This window comes from Allokutzneria multivorans (genome assembly GCF_039537405.1).
Lineage (GTDB): Bacteria > Actinomycetota > Actinomycetes > Mycobacteriales > Pseudonocardiaceae > Allokutzneria > Allokutzneria multivorans.
Genome location: NZ_BAABAL010000018.1, coordinates 64,651 through 86,447 on the forward strand (window position 1 = coordinate 64,651; position 21,797 = coordinate 86,447).

Genomic DNA, 21,797 nt, shown 5'->3' on the forward strand with positions numbered 1-21,797 from the left:
CGAAGATCAGGCTCGTGTTGTTCAACGCCGAATACCTGGCCGACCCGCACGGGCACAACGCCAGGCTGCGTGAAGCCGCGCCGAGCCACCGCATCGCGCTGCCAGACGGCTCACCCGCGCGCCTGGTCTGCCCCTACGAGCTGGTGCGCGCCGGGCTGGCCGATCCCGGACTGTCGTTGGACAAGAAGCGTTCGCGCGGCGGCTACGCGGGGTTCTCCCTACCGCCCGCCCTGGACGCGAACCTGCTCAACATGGACCCGCCACAGCACACGCGCATCCGCCGCCTGGTGACCAAGGCGTTCACCGTGCGGCGGGTTCAGGAGCTGCGCCCGCGCGTCGCCGAGCACGCGGAATCCTTGGCGGACAAGCTCATCTCGCCGTCCGACCTGATCGCCGAGTACGCGATGCCGATCCCGTCGGTGGCACTCGGCGCGCTGCTCGGCGTCTCCCCAGCCGACCAAGGCGCCTTCTCCGGGCTGATCGGCCGCATGCTCGTGCCGGAGAACCCGCGCGAGCTGCCCACCACGATCGCGGAGATCACGGAGTTCCTCACCGACCTCGTCGCGGCGCGCACGCGCAGTCCCGGCGAGGACCTGCTGTCGGAGCTGACCACGTCGGAACTCAGCCGCGATGAGCTGGTGTCGCTGGCTTTCCTGCTGCTCGGCGCGGGCGTGGAGAACGTCCAGAACACGATCGGCACGGGGATCTTCCTGCTGCTGAGCCATCCTGAGCAGCTGGTCGATCTGCGCGCGGACCCCGGGCTCCTGCGCGGAGCGGTCGAGGAGATCCTGCGCCACGACCCCGTCAGCCCCTTGGCGATCCGTCGCTTCGCCCTGGCCGACGGCGAGCACTGGGAGGCGGGGGAGACCGTGATGTTGAGCCTCGCGGCCGCCAACCGCGACCCCGCGCGCTTCCCCGATCCCGACCGCTTCGACGTCCGCCGCACGGACAACGCGCACGTGACGTTCGGCCACGGTGTTCACCACTGCGTCGGCGCCGCGCTCGCGCGCATGGAGGTCGAAGTCGCGATCAGCGTGCTGCTACGCCGATTCCCCTCGCTCGCCTTGGCGGTGCCGGTCTCGGAGCTGCGCTGGCGCACGTCATTCCGGTCCCGTTCGCTCAGCGCGCTACCAGTGCTCCTAGGCTGATCAAGCGCGCGTCCGCTGTTCCGTTGTCCAGCCACGAGAGCAGCACGTCGTTGAACAGGTCGACGTCCTCGACGTTCCAGATGTGGTGCATGCCCGGCGCGAACCTCAGCTCCGCCCGAGGCGCGACCCGGGCCAGCGCCAGCAACGATCGTCGAGCCGTCGCGCTCTCCTTCTCACCGGCGATCGCCAGCAGAGCACCCGAGTAGTCGCCCAGCTCGTCGGGAACACCGCCCGCGTTGACGTCGGCGAACATCGCCGCCGCGGTCTCGCGCCGCACCGACAGGCCGTGGGCGACATAGCGTTCGCGAGCCTCTTCCGGCAGCCCCATCGCCGTGGCCAGGCCGCGCCAGAACCACGGCGCTCGCCAGAACGCCAGTTGCAGCCGAGCGGTCAAGCGCGTCCCCGCGCCGAGCCGCTCCAGCAACGCGCCGGTGACCAGCGCCGATCGCACCCGCTCGGGATGCCTCACCAGCACGCGCAGCGCCGTCATCGCGCCCAGCGAAAGCCCGACGAGGTCGAAGGGGCCGTCGATGCCGTGCTCGGTCGCTCGCGCCACCACGTCATCGGCAGCCGCGTCCAACCCCGGCCAGTCCTCGTCGACCCGCGCCCCGAAACCCGGCAGATCCGGCGTGATCACCAGCCGATCCGCGAGCGCGGGCAGCTGCGGCTCCCACATCCAGTTCGCGACGTTGCCGCCGTGCAGCAGCACCAGCGGACGCGCCGCTCCGGCCGTTCGGGGTGCGTGGACCTCGGGGAAGCCGCTCATGCCAGTTCCTCCTCGGCCGCGTCGAGCCACGCCAGTTCAGTGCGCAGGTGCGCGATCCCGTTGTCCAGCGTGAGCAGGCGCAACCGGGCTCCGCGGTCGGTCGCGGCGTTCTCCGCGCGCAGCTGCTCATAACGCGCCAAGCGCTCCTGAACCGCCTCACGACGACCCGCGAACAGTGACCGGAGACCGTCCTCGTCGAGCCCGGCACCGAAGAACACCCGCGCCAGGAACGGATCGCGCTCGGTCTGGCGCTCCGGCTCGCTCGCGAGCCATGCGGCCAGTTCAGCCTGCCCGGCAGCGGTGATGCGGTGTTCCTGGCGGTCCGGTGCCCCCGACCCCGCCACGGTTTCGACCGCCGCGTGCCCGTCGGCGACGAGCTTGGCGAGGGTGCGGTAGATCTGCGCCTTGTCCGCCGTCCAGAAGTGACCGGCGGTCGAGTCGAAGTGCCGTTTGAGGTCGTAGCCGGTCATGGGCGCGATCGCCAACAACCCCAGGATGATGCGCGCGAGAACCATGCCCTAGTAGACAAATCCTCTAGTCGACTTGTCAACTAGGCGGTGAGGGCAAAAAAGGGCCGCCGGCCCGCCTCGCGCTGGGGGTCGCGATGGCTGGCCGACGGCGGTCCGGGGAGCATCCGCGCGGGGCGCGCCGGGAGCGCTCGACCCGGACACACTACGACAACGTGAACCGGGTTCGCGCTTGTTCCCGCAGGTAACACGCCTCACACGAGGGTGGGCACCGTGTTCCCGGAGCGCTCGATGGCCTTCCGCACGTCCACCATCGAGATCAGGACGATGCCCACGATGAAGAAGATCATCAGCGACAGGATGGCGTAGCGGAACGAGCCGGTCGCCTGGCCGATGCCCGCGTAGAGCATCGGGCCGAGCCAGGACGTGGAGCGCTCGCCGATCTCGTAGAGGGAGAAGTACTGCGCCTCCCGGCCCGGCGGCACCATCTGGCTGAACAACGAGCGCGAGAGCGCGTTCGTCCCGCCGAGCACGAAGCCGATGCCGACCGCGACGCCGAAGAACTGGAACATCTCCCCGGCCTCGACGAAGAACGCTGCCGCCAGCACCACGATCCACAGCGCGAGGCTGATGATGATCGTCCGCTTCGCGCCGATGACCCTGGCCGCCATGCCGTGCACGACACCGCCGATGAAGGCGATGAACTGGGTCAGCAGGATCGTGGCGATCAGGACGTCCTGGTCCAGCTTCAGTTCGAGCCTGCCGTACTGGCCCGCCACGTTCGCCACGGTGGAGATGCCGTCGGTGTAGATCAGGTACGCGCCGAGGAAGGCCAGGGTCAACGGGAACGCGCGCGCGGCGGTGACCGTGGAGCGCAGTTCGCGGAAGCCGTCGACGACCACGTTGGTGCCGGGGTCGCGCTTGGCGGGCGCGCGGTGCCGCTTGAGCCTGCTCAGCGGGACCAGGGTGAAACCGGCCCACCAGATGCCGGTGATCAGGAAGCAGAGCTGGACGGCGGTGCCCTGCTCGATGCCGACCTGCTCGTGCAGCAGGAACAGCACCAGCTGCAACGCGAGCGCGAGCCCGCCGCCGAGGTAGCCGAAGGCCCAGCCGCGCGAGGAGACCGCGTCGCGCTCGTCCGGATCGGCGATCTCGGGCAGGAACGCGTAGTAGACGACGATCGAGGCGCCGTAGCAGATGTTGCCCAGCACGAACAGGATCGCGCCCAGCTCCCAGTTGGAGCCGGAGACCAGCGCCAGCGCCATCGTGGCCGCGGAGCCCGCGAAGGCGAACCCGGCCAGCATCCTGCGCTTGTTCTGCGCGCGGTCGGCGATGGCGCCGCTGATCGGCAGCACCAGCACCTGCACGACCGTGGCGATCGAGAGCAGGTAGCCCCACAGCGAGCCCGCCGGGATCTGCAGCCCGAACGCCACGATGTCGCAGTTGCGCAGCGTGTCGTCGCCGGGGCACGGGGTGGGCCCGTTGAGCGCGGTGTCGGCCTGGGCGGCGGACTGCGCGATCGTGGTGAGGTAGATCGACAGGAACACGGTCGACACCGAGGTCGGGAAGACCGAGTTGGCCCAGTCGTACCAGATCCAGCCCCGCTGCTCGCGCTTGCGAGCTGCCGGGTCGGGGTCGGCGACCGTGGCGGCGCCGTGCTCCGTGCTCATGAATCCCTCCCGCCGGGAGTGATCCAGAACACCCGGCACGCGGACTGTACTGGGCCGACCGGACGCCGGTGACGACCCGGGTCGACTCGACCACCAATCGCTACCTTCCCGTTCCCCACCCCTCGATCGCGGGACACCGGTGGTGGGCTCGCCCCGGCGGCCTTACGGTCCCCGTTTATGTTCTTGGTGCGCCTGTTAGCGCTGGTCGGGCTGCTGATCGTGGTGTGGTCCGGTGCGGCCTCGGCCGATCCGAGCGTGAGCGACTGGCAGCGGCTGCGGATGTGCGAGTCCACCGACCGCTACGACACCAACACCGGGAACGGCTACTACGGCGCCTACCAGTTCGACCTGCCCACCTGGCGCAGCGTCGGCGGCACCGGGCTGCCGAGCCAGGCCTCCAAGGCCGAGCAGGACTTCCGCGCGCTCTACCTCTACCGGATGCGCGGGTGGCAGCCGTGGGAGTGCGCGGGCAAGCTCGGCCTGCGCGACGACCGCGACGCCAGGACCAAGCGCCAGCCGAGCTACGCCGAGTCCGCCTACATCGGCAACCACCCGGCCTTCCCGCCGTGGCCGGGCAAGGTCTACGACTACGGCGACTGCGATCCGGCGCTGCGCGCGTGGCAGCTGCGGATGAACGCTTTCGGCTACAAGTTCCAAGGCACCGGCTGCTACTACGCCGAGACCAAGGACGCCGTGCTGGCGTTGCAAAGGGCCAACGGCATCAAGGACTCCGGCCTGCTCGGCCCCAAGACCTGGGACGCCGCGTGGAACGGCAAACGCCCGCGCTAGCGTCGCCGCCGCCCAACACCGCCTGCAAGATCAACGCCGCATTAGGTGCGTCTAACGCGCTGAACGACCCGTTCAGTGCGTTCAACTCCCTCAACGGGTCGTTTGGTGCGTTGAAGTACCTAAACGGGTCGTTCGGTGCGTTGAAGTACCTGAACGGGTCGTTCGGGGCTTACGCGGGGGACCAGATCTTGCGGTGGCGGAAGAGGTCTCTGAGGGTGTCGGGGCGGTCGGTGACGAGGCCGTCCACGCCCATGTCGAGGAGCGCGGCCATCTCGGCGGCGGTGTCGACGGTCCAGGCGTGCACCTCCAACCCCAGTCTGTGCGCGATGCGGAGCAGTCTGTTCTCGATCACGGTCACGCGACCTCGGCGCACGGGCAGCTGCGCGAGCTGACCGCGCACGGCGGAGCGCACGGGGATCACGGGCAACCGCGCGGCGGCCCACAGCGCGCCGGCGGAGCGGCTGCCGAGAGCGGTGAGCAGGCGAGCACCACCGCGGAGCCGCAGCCGGTTGAGCCGCTTGTCGGCGAAGGAGGCCAGGCACACGCGGTGCCACGCGCCGAGCCGGTGGACCACGCGCAGCACGGGGTCGACGGCGGTGTCGGACTTGACGTCGATGTTGAAGAAGGTGTCGGGAAGCTCTTCGAGGACGTCTTCGAGGCGGCTGACCTGCTCGCGACCGGAGATCTTGGCCTTGCCGACCTCGGCCCAGCGCTGCGTGGAGACCAGGCCGGTGCGGTCGGTGGTGCGGTCCAGCAGCGCGTCGTGGTGCACGACGACGACGCCGTCGCTGGTCGCGTGCACGTCGGTCTCGATGTACTGGAAGCCCTCGGCCGACGCGCGCCGGAACGCGCTCAGCGAGTTCTCCATGCCGTCGAGGTCGTCGACGTGCCAGCCGCGGTGCGCGAAAGCCCTCGGGTAGGGGCCGTCGAGGTAGGGATGGGTGCGTGCCACCCTTCGAGTGTGCCTGGGCGGCGTGGCGCGGGGGTGTCGGCCCGGTATCCGGATAGCGTCACCTCCCGTGCGGGCGGGTAGCGAGGGCACCGGCTGGGGCAGGCGTCCCGAGGCGCGGCACTGCGGGTGGTGCGGTCAGCGGTTGGCGGACGGCGAGGGACGCGGCAGGCCCCGCCGGTACTGCGGGCACTCCTGCCGCCAGCGCGCCTACGAACGGCGCGCGGCCATGCAGCGCGGAGGCCTGCCGGAGGACGCGGTCGTGCTCTCCGCCGCCGAGCTGGCCGACCTGCAAGATCGACTGTTCCAGCTGCGCTGCGCGGCCGAGGACGTGGCGACCGCCGCCGAGGACGGCGCCGACAGCGGCGAGCTGCGCAGGATGGCCGCCGGTCTGGTTCAGGAAGCCAAGGGTCTGGAGCGGCTGCGCTAGTGCCACTCTGAGTTCTTGGTGCTTTGGAGACCTGCGGGGACGCCTGGTACCTGTATCAAGAACTGGCAACGTTGGGCCCTTGCCCACGGGTGCACGGGGCGGCGACCATGGCGCTCAGCGGCGAGGAGGCGTTAGGTGTCGGACGACGGTGCGGCGCAGTTCGCGGTGCTGCGGCACACGGACGTCGGATTTGCGGTCACCGACAGTGCTGGTCGGTTGCTGTGGGTGAACGCTGCTCTGGCGGCGCTGCTCGGCATCCCCGAGGACGGCGCCGAAGGCCGCTCGCTGCCCGCGCTGATGCCCGGAGTCCCCGACTGCCCCAAGGCCGGGATGGCCGCGCTGCTCGCACCCTCGGCCCGCCCGCAGGGGCACCGCTGGCTGGAGGTCAGCTGCACGCAGCTGGAGGACTCCGAGAACCTGCTCTACCGCGCGATCGACGTGACGGCGTGGCGCTCGCGCGAGCTCGAGGCCACCCAGCAGGCGCAGGCGTTGCACCGCGCGCAGATGCTGGGGCGGATGGGCAACTGGGAGTGGTACCTGCCCGACGACCGCGTGGTCTGGTCGGACGCGTTGCTGGACCTCGTCGGGCACACGCCCGGCACGGAGCTGGACTACGCCGCTTACCTCTCATTGATCCACGAGGACGACCGCCCGGAGTTCCAGCGCGTCGTGGAGCGCTCGCTGCGCACGGGCGGGCAGTTCACCTACACGCACCGGATCAGCCGCGCGGACTGCGGCTCCGAGCTGGTGTTCGAGTGCTTCGGCGAGGTCGTCAAGGACGAAGCGGGCCGCCCCGTGCGGATGCTCGGCACCGCCCACGACGTGACCCAGTCGCACCGCCTGCACAGCGAGCTCCTGCGCCTGTCCGAAGAGGACCCGCTCACCGGGTTGCCGAACCGGCGCGCGCTCACCAGGGAGCTGGAGCGCCAGCTCGCCGCGGGCAGCTCGGGCGCGCTGCTGTTGCTGGACCTGGACAACTTCAAGGACGTCAACGACCTGCGCGGGCACGCCGTCGGCGACCGCGTGATGCGCACGCTCGCGGCGAAGCTCACCGGTCAGCTCGGCCCGGGGCAGCTGCTCGGCCGCCTCGGCGGTGACGAGTTCGCCGTGGTGCTGCCCGACGTGGACACCGCGCAAGCCGCCGCGCTCGCGGAGAAGCTGGCCTCGGGCATCTCCGCGCTGCCGGTGGTCACCGGAGCCGCCGCGACCAGGATGACCGCCAGCACCGGCGTCGCGCCCTTCGGCGACGGAGCCGGGTGGGAGGACGTGCTGGCCAACGCCGACCTCGCGCTCTACGCCTCGAAAGCCGCGGGCCGCAACAGGGTCACCGTCTACGAGCCCGGCCACTACGCCGACACCGTCAAGCGCGTGTCCGTGCTGGACCGCCTGCGCTTCGCACTGGACAACGACGGTTTCGCGCTGCACGCCATGCCGATGGTGCACCTGCGCACCGGGCGCATCCTCGGCTACGAACTGCTGCTGCGCCTGGAGGACGGTGACGGCCCCGCCCCCGGCCCGGCGGAGTTCCTGCCCGAGGCGGAGCGCTCCGGTCTGGTGCTCGACATCGACCGCTGGGTGCTGGACAAGGCACTGGACACGCTGGTCAAGCACCCCGACTCGGACCTGCGGTTCAACGTCAACGTCTCCGGCCGCACGCTGGAGGACGCCGACTTCGCCAAGTTCGTGCTGGACCGGCTGATCGCCGCCGGGGTGACGCCGGGCAGGCTCGGCCTGGAGATCACCGAGACCGCCGCGATGACCAACCTCGACGCCGTGCGCGACCTGGCCGAACAGCTGCGCGCGACCGGCTGCCGGATCACCCTGGACGACTTCGGCGCGGGCTTCGGCTCGTTCGTGCACCTCAAGCACCTGCCGATCACCGGCCTCAAGATCGACGGCGAGTTCGTGCGCGGCATCGACCGGGGCACCAGCGACGCCGTGCTGGTCAGCGGAATCCTGGAGATCGCGCGCGGGCTCGGCCTGTCCACGGTCGCGGAGTGGGTCGAGCGGCCGTCGCAGGTCGACGCGCTGGCCAGGCTCGGCGTCCGGGTCGGCCAGGGCTTCCACCTCGGCCAGCCCACACCGCTCAAGGACATGCTGCGCCACCGCCGCGAGCACCAGGTGCCCACCGACGCCGCGCACGGGCTGCCCAGCCGCCGGGCGGGCCGATGACCTTCAGCACGCGCATCGCCGTTCGCGGCTACGAGCTGGACACCCAGGGGCACCTGCACGGCGCGATCTACCAGGACTACGGCGAGCACGCGCGCTGGGAGATCCTGCGCCAGGCGGGCGCTCCGCAGGAGAAACTGCTGGCCAACGGCGTCGGCCCGGTCATGCTGGAGATCAACATCCGCTACCTCGCCGAACTGGGCGCGGGCGACGAGGTCGACGTGACCTGCGAGTTCACCTGGGGCGCGGGCAAGACCTTCCGCATCGACCAGCAGATCATCCGCACGGACGGCGTTGTCGCGGCCGAGATGCGCGTGATCAGCGGCGTCATGGACCTCGCGCTGCGCAAGCTCGTCGCCAACCCCGCCGAGAAGTTCGCCGAGATCGCCGAAGACCCCTCCGTCCTCGGCCTCTAGACCGCTAGCTCCGGCGGGGTTCCCCAGTCTTCAAGTACACCCAACCCCCTCCGCGACGGTCTTCAACCACCCCGAACCCTCGCGCGCCGACGGAGGGCAACGCGGGGTTTGTAGCGGTTGGAGACGGCTGGGGGTGGGGTTCGGGGGTCTTGAAGACTGCCCAACTGGTGGGCTTCAGGTTCTGCGGGGCAAGGACGCGCGGTCCTGCGAGCGGAGGTCAGCGAGCAGGTCCCCGTGCTCGGCGACGCGGTCGAGCACCTCGGGCGCGGTGAACACCAGGTCCTGCGGGCTCGCGCAGTCGGCGACCTCCGCCCAGGTCACGGGTGTCGAAACGGTGGGGTTCTCGCGGGCGCGCAGCGAGTACGGCGCGATGGTGGTCTTCGCGGTGTTGTTCTGGCTCCAGTCGATGAGCACCTTGCCGCCGCGCAGCGCGCGCACCATCTTCGACACGATCCGCTTCGGGTGCTCGCCCGCCAACCGCTCGGCCAGCTCGTGCGCGTACTCACGGGGCCGCTCGGCGTCCACCGGGTCGATCGGCACGTACAGCTGAAGTCCTTTGGAGCCACTGGTTTTCGCGTACGCGGTCAGGCCGTCCTCGGCGAGGGCCTCGCGCAGCAGCTCGGCGACGCGGCAGCACTCCACGACGGTCGCCGGAGCTCCGGGATCGAGGTCGAACACGAGCAGATCGGGGTCGCGCCGAGCACCGCGCGGACCCACTGTCCACTGTGGAACGTGCAGTTCCAGAGCGGCGAGATTGGCCGCCCACACCAAGGTCGCGGTGTCCTCGACGACCGCGTAGTCGGCGTGCTCGGCGCCCCGGCTGCTGCCCGGCGTGTCCAGGCGGACCGTGCGCACCCACTCCGGTGCGTGCCGCGAGACGTTCTTCTCGAAGAACGACGTGCCGTCGACACCGTTGGGATACCGCTTGAGCGTCAGCGCGCGATCGGCCAAGTGCGGCAACAGAACGGGCGCGATCCTGGCGTAGTAGTCGATCACCTCGCCCTTGGTGAAGCCGTGCTCGGGGTAGAGCACCTTGTCCAGGTTGGTCAGCTTCAGCGTCCTGCCGTCCACCCGCACCGGCGTTGCCTCGCTCATGGCTCACCCACCTCCTCCGGCGACCTGTCCGGCCGCAGGCCGCGCCACCTCGGCAGGCGCAACCGCCCGTCGGAGGTCCAGCTCTGGAACACGACCTCGCCGACCAGATCGGGGCTCACCCACTCGGCCTTGCGGGCGAACTCGCGCGGGACGTCGGGGGAGAACGGGCTGGTGCGCCGCGAGAGCCCGCGCAACCTTTCGGTCAGGGCCCGTAGCACGGCATCGCTGAACCCGGTGCCGACCTTGCCGATGTAGCGCAGCGCGCCGTCCGCCTGCGGCAGCCCCACCAGCAGCGATCCGATCAGTCCCGCGCGCTTGCCCTCGCCCGGCTGCCACCCGCCGATCACCACCTCCCGAGTTTCAAGATCAGTGATCTTGATCCACTCCGTCGTGCGCTGGCCGGGCCGGTAGCGCGAGGACCTGCGCTTGGCGACCACGCCCTCCAGCCGCTGCTCGCGCGCGGCGTGCAGCACCGCGGCTCCGTCGGCGGTGTAGGCGGGCGGGGTGAGCCAGTGCGCGCCGCGCAGCTCCAGGGACTCCAGCAGCCGCCTGCGCTGGTCGTACTCCAGTTCGAGACAGGACCGGCCGTCCAGGTGGAGCAGGTCGAAGATCAGGTAGGTGACCGGCTGGCGCTCGGCGAGGCGGGCGATCTGCGCGGCGCCGGAGATGTTGATCCGCTTCTGCAGCGCGCCGAAGCTGGGCCGCCCGTCCTCGAACACCACGACCTCGCCGTCCAGCAGCACGGTCCCGGGGAAGCGCGGACCGAGGTCGCGCAGTTCCGGGTACGTCGCGGTGATGTCGGCGCCGCTGCGCGCGAGCAGCTGCAACCGCCCGCCGGTGATCCGCGCGAGCGCTCGCACACCGTCCCACTTGAACTCGTAGGAGAACTGTTCGTCCTCGTCCGGCCCGGGAAGCGTGCCCCGGGTCGCGAGCATGGGGGACAGCTTCTCCGGCGGCGGAACTCGCGGCGGGGCCTTGCCGGGGGCCTGTTTGCCGAGGCGGACCATCCAGTTCTTGCCGTCGCGGTCGCGCCGGTCGGAGCGGAAGAACACGTAGCGCCCCCGCGCGCGAGCCCCGTGGAAGACCACCTCGACCTCGTGCTCGGACCACTTGAGCGTGTCGTAGCGGCCGGTGTCCCAGATGGTCATCCTGCCGCCGCCGTACTCACCCTTCGGGATTTCTCCAGAGAACGTGAGGTACTCCATCGGGTGGTCCTCGGTGTGCACCGCCAGGCGGATGTCGCCCTGCTCCACCGGCAGGCCCTTCGGCACCGCCCACGACGCGAGCACGCCGTCCCGCTCCAGCCGCACGTCCCAGTGCAGCCGCCGCGCGTGGTGCTCCTGGATGACGAAGAGATCGTTGTTGCCGCCGCCGACGACCGTCTCCGGCATGGGCTCCGGAGTCCGCGCCGCATCGCGTTTGCGGTGGTAGTCGCGGAGTGCGGAAGAGCCGCTCGCGGGGTCGAGCGCGTCGCTGCCCATGGCCTACAACCTGTCGTGCACGTGGTTGAGGCGAGCACCCCGACGACGGTGGCGCAGGGGTTCGCCAGTCTTCAAGACCACCAAACCCGCCTCTCGATCATCGCCAACCGCCCCCCACCTCGGCGCGGCCGAGTGCTTGTCGTCGTTGACGACCGTGGGGACGGGGGTTTGCGGGACTTGAAGACCGGCGAACCCGGCGGCCGACAGGACATGGGTCAGGCGCTCTTGCTCTTGCCGCTCTTCTTCGCGGGCGCCTTCTTCGCCGTTTTCGCAGCCGTCTTCTTCTTGGCGGGGGACGCGGTCTCGGACCGGTTGGCCTTCGCCTGCGCGACGCTGCGCTCCAGCGCGGCCATCAGGTCGATCACCTCGCCGGTGTCCTCGGCCTCCGGCTGCTCGGGCAGCTCCGCGCCCTCGGCCTTCGCGTCGACCAGCTTCGCCATGGCGTCGCGGTAGTCGTCGGTGAACTCGTCGGGCTCGAAGGTGCCCGCCATGCTCTCGATCAGCGACTCGGCCATCCGCAGCTCCTGCGGCCGCACCTCGACCTCACCGTCGAGGAAGCCGAACTCGGGCGCGCGGATCTCGTCCGGCCACATCATCGTGTGCAGCACCAGCACGTCGTCGCGGGCGCGCACCATCGCCAGGGACTGCCGCTGCCGCATGGTGATCTTGACGACCGCGAGCCGGTCCGCCCGCTCCAGCGCCGTCCTGAGCAGCACGTACGGCCGCACCGCCGCCTTGTCCGGCTCCAGGTAGTAGCTCTTCTGGAAGTAGATCGGGTCGATCTCCTCGGTGGGCACGAACTCCACCACCTCGATCGCGCGGTCGGTGGAGATCGGCAGCTTCTCGAAGTCCTCGCGGTCCAGGACGACCATCCGGCCGTCCTCCAGCTCGTAGCCCTTGGCGATGTCGGCGTAGGGCACCTCCTCGGAGCAGACCTGGCAGACGCGCTTGTAGCGGATGCGCCCGCCGTCCTCCCGGTGCACCTGGTGGAAGCGGAAGTCGTGCTCCTCGGTGGCGGAGAACAGGCGAACGCCAATGGTCACCAGACCAAAGGAGATTGCGCCGCTCCACATCGCCCGCATGGCCCATGCGTACCTGCTCAACTGCGGTTTCGCATCTCGGCCGGGGCATTCGTGGCCGAGTCGTGCTGATCCGCGCACCCCGGCCGGCCTGGCACTTGCCGGTCATCGGCGAGCCTTTCGGGTGATCAGAGCGCAGCCGCGTCCGAGTCGTGATCACCGGCCGGTGTCCTGGGAGCCATGACTTCCTTGCCTGGACCGGGCTCACTCGCCTGGAAGTACTCCGGACTGTGGCGCTTCGGGATCGTGCTGGGGCGCGCGCTCGTCCTGGAGACCGCGCACCCGGTGATCGGCGCGGGCGTCGCCGAGTTCTCCACCTACCGGACCCGCCCGTGGCGGCGGGCCGAGCAGACCATGCTGAGCATCCAGCGGATGATCTACTCCGACACCCGGGGCCGGGAGAAGGAGACCGCCCGGCTGGACCGGATGCACAAGCACATCAAGGGCGAGGGCTACAGCGCGCTCGACCCGGCCGCGAAGGCGTGGGTCTACCTCACCCTGTTCGAGGGCATCGTCACCATGTGCAGGGCGGGCGGCGATCCGCTGTCGCCGGAGGACGAGGAGCGGCTCTACGACGAATGGATCGCGGGTGGTGTGTTCTTCGGGCTCGGGCCGCAGGACATGCCCGCGACGATCGCCGACTTCTGGGTCTACTTCGAGCGCACGACCACCGAGGTGCTGGAGCGGACGCAGGGGCTCAAGGACCTGATCGAGGCGCTCGACAAGGGGTTCCCCGCCCCGCGAGCCCTGGAGTTCCTCCCCGCGCCGGTGTGGCACCTGATCAGCGTGACGATGGCCAGGACGTACGCCGACATCACCGCGACCCTGCTGTCACCGGAGCTCCAGGAGCGCCTGGGCATGCGCCCCAGCGCGATCGGCTCCGCGCTGACCTCCGTGGTCTGCCGGGGCGCCGCCCTGCTCGAAAGCGTGCTGCCGCTGAGCCTGCGCTACATGCCGGTCGCCTCCGTCGCGCAGACCAGCGAGCACCAGGTCCGGCTGAGCCCGCAGAGCCCGGGACTCGGCGGCTCGGAGATCTTCTCCAGGGTCCTCGACCAGAACGACGACGGCGTCCTCAGCTGGGCCGACCTCGCGGCGTCGGCGCGGGTCATCGCCTGGCGGCTCGACCTGGACGAGAAGGAGGAGACGGCCCTCTACGACACCTTCCACGCGTGGTGGCAGGAGCTGCGCGAGATGGCCGACGCCGACGGCAGTGGCACGGTCAGCCGCGAGGAGTACTCGGCGGCGGTCTTCGAGGGCAGCGCGTTGCGCGCGGCGATGGACGCGGTGGCGGCCGGGGTCGACAAGGACGACGACGGCTACGTGGAGCTGGCCGAGTACGCGCACCTGCTCGGCGGAGCACCGGAACCGGAGGTCGTGGCGAGCTTCCGCCAGCTGGACACCGACTCCGACGGACGGCTCACGGTCGCGGAGTTCGCGGTCGGGCTCGGCGAGTTCTTCCTGGGGCGCAAGGGCTCCCTGGTCGACCGCCACCTGCTCGGGACGAGGTGAGCCGTCCGCAGAGCGGGCGGTGGTGACCACCGCAAACCCTGGCGCTCGCCAACGACGGTCCCATGGGGTTCGCCGCTGTTGGAGACCGCTGCGCCGGGGGTTTGCGGGTCTTGAAGACTGGCGAACCCTGCTCAGCCGAGGAGGAGCGTGAGGTTGTACGCGTTCAGGATCTCCTGGAGCGGCTGGAAGAAGCTCGTCGCCGTCCCACCACGGCAGTTGCCCGCGCCGCCGGAGAGCACGCCCTGCGCCTGGGTGAAGCCCTCGCCAGCGATCCAGGAACCACCCGAGTCACCCGCCTCCGCGCACGCGTCGCTCTTGGTCAGCCCGGTGACCTGGCCCTCGCCGCCGCCGTAGTTGACGGTCTGGTCCTTGGCGAGCACGGTCCCGCAGTGCCAGCCCGTGGTGCGTCCCGACCGGCAGATCGCCGCGCCAACCGCAGCCTCGGCCGAGCCCTTGACCGTGATGGTGGTGCCGTTCTGCCGGTTCACCCACGGCTTCGCGGTCCAGTCGGCGTTCGTCTTGACCCACGCGTAATCGTTGCTGGGGAAGGAAGATCCCTCGTAGGTGCCGATCGGGACCTGGTTGAAGCCCTTGATGCTGTCGCCCTTGTCGCCGCAGTGGCCCGCCGTGACGAAGCCGCCCTTGACCGAGAAGCCGACCGAGCACGGGCTGCCGCCGTTGTAGATCGCGTCGCCGCCGCGCACGTCGTACATCAGCCGAGGAGCCTCGCCGGTCTCCTCGACGGTGACCGCGGGGGAGAGGCGTCGGGCCGCGGCTAAGAACTCCTCGGCGTCCGTGGCGCCCCGGCTGACCTCCACGACCACGGAGTTGCCGCGCTCGTCGACGCGCCAGCCGGTGACCGACGCGGGCGCCTTCATGCCGTCGAGCTGCTGCTTCGCAGCCTTGAGCTTGCTGTGCGCGTGCCGCACCACCGCGACCTCGGCGCCCTGCGCGCGCACCGCGTCCGCCTTGGCCGCATCGGTCACGGCCACAACGAGCTTGCCGCCCTGAATCCACGTGCCACCAAAGGAATCTCCGGCGGTGGCCATCGCGCGCTGCTCGACGTCAACGGCCTTGGCGTCGCTCTGCAACCGAGCGCGGGCCTGCTGGGCGTCAAGGCCGAGGTCGCGCTGGACCGCGTGCAGCAGCTCCGGCGAGTAGTTGTCCTGTGCGCTCGCGGCCGGGGCGGTCAGCACGCCAGCGGCCAGGAGCACGGCCCCGACGCCGGTCACGGTGCGGTACATGGGTCTCCCTCGTCTTCGGGTGGCGGATGCAGGGCGCCACCCGGCGAACCTAACTACGGAGACCCACGAAAACCTCGTCCGGGAAGCTTGTTGAATACACGGAAGCTCTCTCATGTCCCGCGCTCACAACGGGAACCACCGCCGTGCGAGGTCGTTCATCGTCAACAGGCGCGGGACGCCGAGTCTGCGCAAGCACTTCGCCAGGTCGAACGCCGGGTGCACCAGCACCATCCCGAGCAGGCGCCGTTGGAGTTCGAGGTCACGCCGTTGCACGTCCAAGCCGTCGAGAATCCTCCGCACGAGGGGGCGCTTGCCTTTGGCGACGGACAACAGCGTCCACGCGATGTCGAACTCCCGGGGCCCGAGCATCGCGTGCTCGAAGTCCTGGACACCGGTCACCGTCCAGCCGCCCGCTCCGTGCCGCGTGAGCGCGGTGGAGAACGTGAGTCTGGTGTGCAGCAGCACCAGTTCGTCCGAGGCGAGCTGGTCCATCTCGTCCAGGAACGGCGTGAGCTGCCTCAGCCACTGCGGCGGCGCGCCGAGCGAGCGCTGGCGCTGGACGAGCCCGGCCCGCTGCCGCGCGACGAAATCCGCCCACGGGGTCGCCGGGAGCTTACCGTGACGGGATTCGTGCAGGCCGGCGAGCGTGAGGCCGAGGTGGTGCGCGATGTCCTCGCGCTCTTCGCCGGTCATCTCCGACCAATGCTCGCCCAGCTCCTGCCCACGCGGGCAGCGCAGAACGAGGTGGCGCGGGCCCGCTTCCTCGATCTCCGGGCAGTCCGCGACGAAGAGCGAACTCCCGGCCAACGTCTCCAAGGCCGCGATCTCGGTCTCCCGGCGATCTTCGCAGCCGCGTGGGAACAGTTTCAGCATGATGCCGTAGTCCGGGTAGTAGGACGGGACCGGCAGGTCGGACCGCTTCTCCAAGTCGTCCCGCGACCATCCGCGGCGGGCGAAGAGTTCCTCTAGGTCAGTCGTGAGGTGCACCCTCCAACATCAACAGGAGGAAGTCCTCTCCGGCCAGGAGATTCTGTGCGGAGAACCGAACACCGCGCGCCGAACGCAGGTCAGCGGCGGCGGGCGCGTTGCTTGGCACGGTTGCCACAGCGGTCCATCGAGCACCAGCGGCGCTGTCCAGGGCGCGAGAGGTCGACGAACACCAGCTGGCAGTTGTCCGCCGAGCACTCCCGAAGGCGCTCCCGCGCAGGAGTGCCGAACAACTCCACCGCGTCCCTGGCGATGGTCGAGAGCGCCTGCGCGGCAGTCGGTTTCGACCGCGTGCGTCCGCTGGACGAGAGCGCGGGAACCAGGGGAGGCGAGGCCGCGACGGAGTTCAGAGCGGAGACGGCCGCACGCGGAAGCGCTTGTCCCTTCAAGTGCGCCTGGGCGATGTCCCAGATCGCGGTGCGCAGGCGGGACAAGACATCCAGGTCGTCCACAGTGGACTTCGCGGCGACGCCGAGGCGCGAGCGCTCCAGCCACGCGGTGAGGGCAGCCGGGGTGGGCAGCGAGTCGTGCGCGGTGTAGCGGCCGACCCCTCCGGTGGTGAGCAGTTCGAGGCACACCGCGCCCGCGTCGAAGCCGAACTCGACATCGCCGGGCCAGCGCAGGCGCAGCTCGTGCGGGGTTGACCCGGTCGTCATGACACCACTATAACCGGTGTCATGACGACGGTGACACGCGCTCAGGTGCTGGCATGGCGGATGCGGCGGCAGCACCTGAGCGAGCCCGGCGCGGTGAGCGCTGTGGAGATCGCGCGGCGGCTGGCCGGGGTGCAGGCGCAGGTGCCGTCCTCCGCCGCGCAGGCCGTCGCCTTCCGCCAGGCCGAGCCGGACGAGCACGAGATCGACCGCGCGCTGCGCGAGGAGAAGACGCTGGTCAGGATGTGGTCGGTGCGCGGGACCCTGCACCTGCACGCGTCCGAGGACGCCCCGCTCTACGGCTCGGCGATGGCGGCCGTGCGGACCTGGGAGCGGCCGAGCGTGCTGCGCGGGCACGGCGTCACGCTCGCGGAGGTCACGGCGATCATCGACGCGGTCGCCGAGGTGCTGCCGGGGCGCGTGCTGACGCGCGAGGAGCTGACCGAGGCGGTCCTGGAGCACACGGGATCGCCGCACCTGGCCGAAGTCCTGCGCTCGGGCTGGGGTTTCGCGCTCAAGCCCGCGAGCTGGCTGGGCCTGCTGTGCCACGGCCCGTCGGAGGGCAACCGGGTCACCTTCACCAGCCCGTCCACGTGGCTTCCGGGCTGGCGCCAGGTCACCGCCGAGGTGGCGGGGCCGGAGCTGATCAAGCGCTACCTCGGCGCCCACGGACCGTCCACTGTGGCCGATTTCGAGCGGTGGTTCGCCCGTAGCGCCAAGGCTTCCCTGCTCAAGACGTGGTTCGCGAGCGCCCGCGACGAGCTGGCAGAGGTCACCGTCGACGGCACGAAGATGTTCGCCCGCGCCGAGGACCTGGACGAACTCGTGGGCACCGCGCCGAACGAGCTCGTGCGACTGCTGCCCGCCTTCGACCAGTACGTGATCGCCGCCAACCGCGACCTGATCCCCGCCGAGCACCTGGCCAAGGTCAGCCGGACGGCCGGGTGGATCTCGCCGGTGGTGCTGCACGGCGGGCGCGTCGCGGGCGTGTGGAAGGAGGAGGACGGCGGAGTGAGCGTCGAGCAGTTCGAACGCTTGCCGAAGAAAACTCTTGTTGCCGAAGTTGCTCGCCTTCTCCCCGGAAGATCTCTACTGTGACCGCCGTGCACCGAATCTTCATCGTCACCCCGCCCCCGGCCTCCTAGCGGGGACCCCACTTCCCAGCGCGCCGCCTGACCGGCAGGCGCCTGTTCGGCGTGCCCCGCTTCCGCGACCAACCGCCCCAACTGTCGCAGGAGCGCCAGAACATGCAGACCTCAACGCTGTCCAGGCCGTCCACCCGTGCCCACGGGATGTCGAGCCTCGTCGTCGCCGGAGTCCTCTGGGGAACCAGTGGACTGCTCGGCACCCTCCTCGGCCGCACCGCCGGGCTCTCCCCGGTCGCGGTCGCCGCCGCCCGCCTCTTCGTCGGCGGAGCGCTCATCGTGGCGTTCCTGCTGGCCACCGGCAGGGGCCTGCCGAAGGGGCGCGCCGCGTGGACCCGCGTCGGCGTGATCGGGGCGCTGGCCCTGGTCTTCCAGAGCGGCTACTTCACCTCCGTCTCGCTCAGCTCGGTCAGCGTCGCCACGCTCGTGACCATCGGCTGCTCCCCGGTGCTCGTGCTGATCGCGGAGCGGGTGACCGGCCGGCGCGTGATCGACGCGGGCGCCGTGCTGGTCCTCGCGCTCGCGCTGGTCGGGCTCGTCCTGCTCGTCGGAGTTCCCTCAGGGGACTTCTCCGGGACCGACGTGCTGGCCAGCGCGGCGTTCGCCGTCCTCGCGGCCTCCGCCTTCGCCACGATGACGATCGTCGGTTCGCGCCCGGTCGACGGGCTCGACGACCTCACCACCAGCGGGTACTCCTTCCTGCTCGGCGGTGTGGTGATGCTGCCCTTCACCGGTGTCGCGTTCACGGTGAGCCCGAGTTCGCTCGCGCTGCTCGCGGCGCTGGCACTGCTGCCCACCGCCTTCGCGTACACGCTGTACTTCCGTGGACTGCGCGGAGCCGGGGCGAGCGCGGGCGCGGTGATGGCTCTGCTGGAGCCGTTGACCGGGACCGTGCTGGCGATGCTGTTCCTCGGCGAACGGCTGACGCTGCTCGGGTGGCTGGGCGCGGCCCTGCTGTCCGCCGCGGTGATCATCTCGGCCCGTCGGGGATGAGTCGCTGACTTCCGGGTAGCCGAGGTGCATGGCTCCTACCGTTGCTGACTACCTGCTCCAACGCCTGCGCGACTGGGGCGTCGAGCACGTCTTCGGCTATCCGGGCGACGGCATCAACGGCATCGTGGCCGCCTTCGGCGAGGCCGGCAACGACCCGCGCTTCGTCCAGGCGAGGCACGAGGAGATGGCCGCGTTCCAGGCGGTCGGCTACGCGAAGTTCAGTGGGCGCGCCGGGGTCTGTCTCGCCACATCGGGCCCCGGCGCGATCCACCTGCTCAACGGCCTCTATGACGCGAAGCTGGACCACGTGCCGGTCGTGGCGATCGTCGGGCAGACCGCCCGAACGGCGCGCGGCGGCAGCTACCAGCAGGAGGTGGACCTCCAGGCGCTGCTCAAGGACGTGGCCAGCGAGTACCTCGTCGAGGTCACCGTGCCCGAGCAGCTGCCGAACGCGCTGGACCGGGCGATGCGGACCGCGCTCTCGCAGCGCGCGCCCACCGCGCTGATCATCCCCAACGACGTGCAGGAACAGCCGTACGAGCCGCCCAAGCACGAGTTCAAGCACGTCCCGTCCAGCAAACCCGGGCTGGCCATCGGCGCTGCCGTCCCACCGGGCGAGGAGATCGCGCGGGCGGCGGAGGTGCTCAACGCGGGGGAGCGGGTGGCGATCCTGCTCGGACAGGGTGCGCGCGGCGCTCGGCAGGAGGTGCTCGACGTCGCGGCGGCCACCGGCGCGGGCATCGCGAAAGCCTTGCTGGGCAAGGACGTCCTCTCCGACGAGCTGCCGTTCGTGACCGGCTCGATCGGGCTGCTCGGTACGCGCCCGAGCTACGAGATGATGCGCGACTGCGACACACTGCTGATCGTCGGGTCGAGCTTCCCCTACAGCCAGTTCCTGCCGGAGTACGGCAAGGCGCGCGCGGTGCAGATCGACGCCGACGGAGGCATGATCGGTATGCGCTACCCCACCGAGGTGAACCTGGTCGGCGACGCCAAAGCCACCCTCGCCGCAATGCTGCCCTTGTTGCGGCACAAGGAAGACCGCACGTGGCGCGAGACAATCGAGTCCACTGTGGACAAGTGGTGGGACAGCGTTGAAGCGCAGGCGATGCTCGACGCCGACCCGGTCAACCCGATGCGGATCGTTCACGAGCTGTCCTCGCGCGTCCCGGACAACGCGCTGATCACCGCCGATTCCGGCTCGGCCACCAACTGGTACGCGAAGAACCTGCGCATGCGCGGTGACGTCCGAGGATCGCTCTCCGGCACGCTGGCCACCATGGGCTGCGCGGTGCCCTACGCGATTGGCGCCAAGTTCGCCCACCCGGACCGCCCGGTGATCGCGCTCGTCGGCGACGGCGCCATGCAGATGAACGGGCTCGCGGAGCTGATCACGCTGGCCAGGTACGAGCACCTGTGGGCGGACCGGCGCTGCGTGATCTGCGTGTTCCACAACAACGACCTCAACCAGGTCACGTGGGAGCTGCGCGCGATGGGCGGGGCGCCGAAGTTCGAGGAGTCGCAGGTGCTGCCCGACGTCGACTACGCGGGGCTGGCGCGCTCGCTCGGGCTGGAGGGGATCGCCGTGGACAAGCCCGAGGACGTCGGCCCGGCGTGGGATCGGGCGCTCGCGGCCACCGGACCGGTGCTGCTCGACGTGCGCTGCGACCCCGAGGTGCCGCCGATCCCTCCGCACGCGACGTTCGAGCAGGTCGCGGCCATGACGAAGGCCGTGCTGAGCGGCGAGCCCAACGCCTGGCACATGATCGGCCAGGGCGTGCGGACCAAGCTCAAGGAGCTGTTCCCCGGCCGCTGATGTGCGCGGAGGGATACAAGAGCGGCGGCGAGGACGGCCTGCCGTGCGTGACGATCACGAACTGATCTCGTGACCCGGCGGATGGCCGGGAGCCCCCTTTCGCTGCCAGGATGACCCGATGGAGCTTGACGTCCACATCGCGGATCTCGGTGCCCTCCTCGGTGGTTGGGAGGTCAACGTGATCGGCGCCAGGCTGAGCGAGCACTCCCGCCTGCTGTGCGGGCACGACGACCGCGGCCGTTCGATGGACCGCGTCGTCAGGGCGAGCAGGACCGACCACGACCGCTGGTGCTCGGCGACCAGTCAGTTCCTGCTGACCATCGGCGAACTCCAGGAGCGCGAGAAGGAGATCGGCGCCCACCTGCGCCCGCCGTGGAAGGGCCGCCTGCTGTGGAGCATCCGCCACGCGCGCCGGAACATGGTGCTGCGCAGGCGCTATGACGAGGCCAGCGCAAAGCTGGAATCGGACTTCGACGCCGCGCTCGCCGCCTATCTGGCGAAGGCCGCGGACCTGCCGGAGTACATGAAGGAGTTCGCCCGGCGGGAGAAGGAGCGCCAGCGCCGCGAGCTGGAGCAAGCCCGGCGACGGCGGCTGGAGGCCATGGAGGGCGCGACGGGGCCGGTCTGGGCCTACAAGATCGCCACTGGCGGGCGTCGGCGGTTCTCCATCTACCTGACGACCGTGGACCGCGCCCACGAAGGCACGCACACCCCGGCGGAGGTGCAGGCAGCGCTCACGGCCGAGCGCGCGGAACACCAGTACACGGGCGTGTCCTGGGGGCCGGAGACCTCGTTGGCGCTCAAGGAGAAGTACGAGACCGAGGCCTCCGGCTGGGCCCGCCTCACCGGCGAGGTGATCATCGTCGAGCCCATCGACCCGAACGACCGCTCCGCGCGGCCGTTCTCGAAGTACCACGGCGGGCCGTCCAGCAACTACGGCAGCGACGGCGGCGCGGGCGGCTACGCCGGGGGCGGCGGTTTCTAGCACCAC

The 21,797-nt window shown here is 70.4% G+C and carries 20 protein-coding genes; 10 read left to right on the top strand and 10 right to left on the bottom strand.

Annotation, left to right across the window (positions count from 1 at the left end; genetic code table 11):
- The first annotated feature begins 14 nt into the window (after positions 1-14).
- Complete coding sequence (locus tag ABD798_RS24270; RefSeq protein WP_344878902.1) at positions 15-1,148, top strand: cytochrome P450 family protein; 1,134 nt, start codon at positions 15-17, stop codon at positions 1,146-1,148.
- On the opposite strand, the gene ABD798_RS24275 is transcribed toward ABD798_RS24270, so the two are convergent.
- The 3 genes from ABD798_RS24275 to ABD798_RS24285 all read right to left on the bottom strand — a co-directional run bounded on the left by ABD798_RS24275 (position 1,120) and on the right by ABD798_RS24285 (position 4,051).
- The gene (locus ABD798_RS24275; RefSeq protein ID WP_344878905.1) at positions 1,120-1,914 is read right to left on the bottom strand and encodes an alpha/beta fold hydrolase; all 795 of its coding nucleotides are present in this window, start codon (positions 1,912-1,914) and stop codon (positions 1,120-1,122) included. The two genes, ABD798_RS24270 and ABD798_RS24275, sit on opposite strands and share 29 nt — an antisense overlap.
- Entirely contained in the window at positions 1,911-2,429 is a 519-nt protein-coding gene (locus tag ABD798_RS24280; protein ID WP_344878908.1) for a PadR family transcriptional regulator, read from the bottom strand. The genes ABD798_RS24275 and ABD798_RS24280 overlap by 4 nt, the downstream gene beginning before the upstream one ends.
- A gap of 206 nt (positions 2,430-2,635) precedes the next feature.
- Positions 2,636-4,051: an MFS transporter gene (locus ABD798_RS24285; RefSeq protein ID WP_344878910.1), complete on the bottom strand. Its 1,416-nt coding sequence runs from the start codon at positions 4,049-4,051 to the stop codon at positions 2,636-2,638.
- A gap of 177 nt (positions 4,052-4,228) precedes the next feature.
- On the opposite strand from ABD798_RS24285, the gene ABD798_RS24290 reads away from it, so the two are divergent.
- Positions 4,229-4,840, top strand: a complete 612-nt coding sequence (locus ABD798_RS24290) for a transglycosylase family protein (protein WP_344878913.1) — start codon at positions 4,229-4,231, stop codon at positions 4,838-4,840.
- A 169-nt stretch (positions 4,841-5,009) separates the two neighbouring features.
- Here ABD798_RS24290 and ABD798_RS24295 read toward each other — a convergent pair whose 3' ends face one another.
- Positions 5,010-5,792, bottom strand: a complete 783-nt coding sequence (locus ABD798_RS24295; RefSeq protein ID WP_344878916.1) for a glycerophosphodiester phosphodiesterase family protein — start codon at positions 5,790-5,792, stop codon at positions 5,010-5,012.
- A gap of 67 nt (positions 5,793-5,859) precedes the next feature.
- Between ABD798_RS24295 and ABD798_RS24300 the strand changes: the two genes are divergently transcribed.
- From ABD798_RS24300 to ABD798_RS24310, 3 genes are all read left to right on the top strand, one after another.
- On the top strand, positions 5,860-6,219 hold the full coding sequence (locus ABD798_RS24300; RefSeq protein ID WP_254237927.1) for a hypothetical protein: 360 nt from the start codon (positions 5,860-5,862) through the stop codon (positions 6,217-6,219).
- A gap of 135 nt (positions 6,220-6,354) precedes the next feature.
- Positions 6,355-8,391, top strand: a complete 2,037-nt coding sequence (locus ABD798_RS24305; RefSeq protein ID WP_344878923.1) for a putative bifunctional diguanylate cyclase/phosphodiesterase — start codon at positions 6,355-6,357, stop codon at positions 8,389-8,391.
- Positions 8,388-8,804: an acyl-CoA thioesterase gene (locus ABD798_RS24310; protein WP_344878927.1), complete on the top strand. Its 417-nt coding sequence runs from the start codon at positions 8,388-8,390 to the stop codon at positions 8,802-8,804. The genes ABD798_RS24305 and ABD798_RS24310 overlap by 4 nt, the downstream gene beginning before the upstream one ends.
- A 174-nt stretch (positions 8,805-8,978) precedes the next feature.
- On the opposite strand, the gene ligD (ABD798_RS24315) is transcribed toward ABD798_RS24310, so the two are convergent.
- From ligD (ABD798_RS24315) to ku, 3 genes are all read right to left on the bottom strand, one after another.
- Positions 8,979-9,899, bottom strand: coding sequence for a non-homologous end-joining DNA ligase (gene ligD / locus ABD798_RS24315; protein ID WP_344878930.1), 921 nt, complete (start codon positions 9,897-9,899; stop codon positions 8,979-8,981).
- Positions 9,896-11,380: a non-homologous end-joining DNA ligase gene (gene ligD / locus ABD798_RS24320; protein WP_344878933.1), complete on the bottom strand. Its 1,485-nt coding sequence runs from the start codon at positions 11,378-11,380 to the stop codon at positions 9,896-9,898. The genes ligD (ABD798_RS24315) and ligD (ABD798_RS24320) overlap by 4 nt, the downstream gene beginning before the upstream one ends.
- A gap of 215 nt (positions 11,381-11,595) precedes the next feature.
- Positions 11,596-12,423: a non-homologous end joining protein Ku gene (gene ku / locus ABD798_RS24325; RefSeq protein ID WP_486303717.1), complete on the bottom strand. Its 828-nt coding sequence runs from the start codon at positions 12,421-12,423 to the stop codon at positions 11,596-11,598.
- 216 nt (positions 12,424-12,639) lie between these two features.
- Here ku and ABD798_RS24330 point away from each other — a divergent pair, with 216 nt between their 5' ends.
- Positions 12,640-13,968 (top strand): oxygenase MpaB family protein, encoded by a 1,329-nt coding sequence (locus ABD798_RS24330; RefSeq protein WP_344878939.1) that lies wholly within the window; start codon positions 12,640-12,642, stop codon positions 13,966-13,968.
- 131 nt (positions 13,969-14,099) lie between these two features.
- Here the strand turns inward: ABD798_RS24330 and ABD798_RS24335 are convergent, their stop codons facing one another.
- The 3 genes from ABD798_RS24335 to ABD798_RS24345 all read right to left on the bottom strand — a co-directional run bounded on the left by ABD798_RS24335 (position 14,100) and on the right by ABD798_RS24345 (position 16,855).
- On the bottom strand, positions 14,100-15,212 hold the full coding sequence (locus ABD798_RS24335; RefSeq protein ID WP_344878942.1) for a S1 family peptidase: 1,113 nt from the start codon (positions 15,210-15,212) through the stop codon (positions 14,100-14,102).
- A gap of 123 nt (positions 15,213-15,335) precedes the next feature.
- A complete protein-coding gene (locus ABD798_RS24340) occupies positions 15,336-16,139 on the bottom strand; it encodes a phosphotransferase family protein (protein ID WP_344878944.1) in 804 nt (267 codons plus the stop codon).
- A gap of 140 nt (positions 16,140-16,279) precedes the next feature.
- Positions 16,280-16,855, bottom strand: a complete 576-nt coding sequence (locus ABD798_RS24345) for a CGNR zinc finger domain-containing protein (RefSeq protein ID WP_344878947.1) — start codon at positions 16,853-16,855, stop codon at positions 16,280-16,282.
- Between the two features lie 21 nt (positions 16,856-16,876).
- Between ABD798_RS24345 and ABD798_RS24350 the strand changes: the two genes are divergently transcribed.
- The 4 genes from ABD798_RS24350 (at position 16,877) to ABD798_RS24365 (ending at position 21,791) form a co-directional block, all read left to right on the top strand.
- Positions 16,877-17,950, top strand: coding sequence for a winged helix DNA-binding domain-containing protein (locus ABD798_RS24350; RefSeq protein WP_344878950.1), 1,074 nt, complete (start codon positions 16,877-16,879; stop codon positions 17,948-17,950).
- Positions 17,951-18,099: 149 nt separating this feature from the next.
- On the top strand, positions 18,100-18,990 hold the full coding sequence (locus tag ABD798_RS24355; protein ID WP_344878953.1) for a DMT family transporter: 891 nt from the start codon (positions 18,100-18,102) through the stop codon (positions 18,988-18,990).
- A gap of 28 nt (positions 18,991-19,018) precedes the next feature.
- Entirely contained in the window at positions 19,019-20,806 is a 1,788-nt protein-coding gene (locus tag ABD798_RS24360; protein ID WP_344878956.1) for a thiamine pyrophosphate-requiring protein, read from the top strand.
- Positions 20,807-20,924: 118 nt separating this feature from the next.
- Positions 20,925-21,791: a hypothetical protein gene (locus ABD798_RS24365; protein WP_344878960.1), complete on the top strand. Its 867-nt coding sequence runs from the start codon at positions 20,925-20,927 to the stop codon at positions 21,789-21,791.
- Positions 21,792-21,797: the final 6 nt, after the last annotated feature.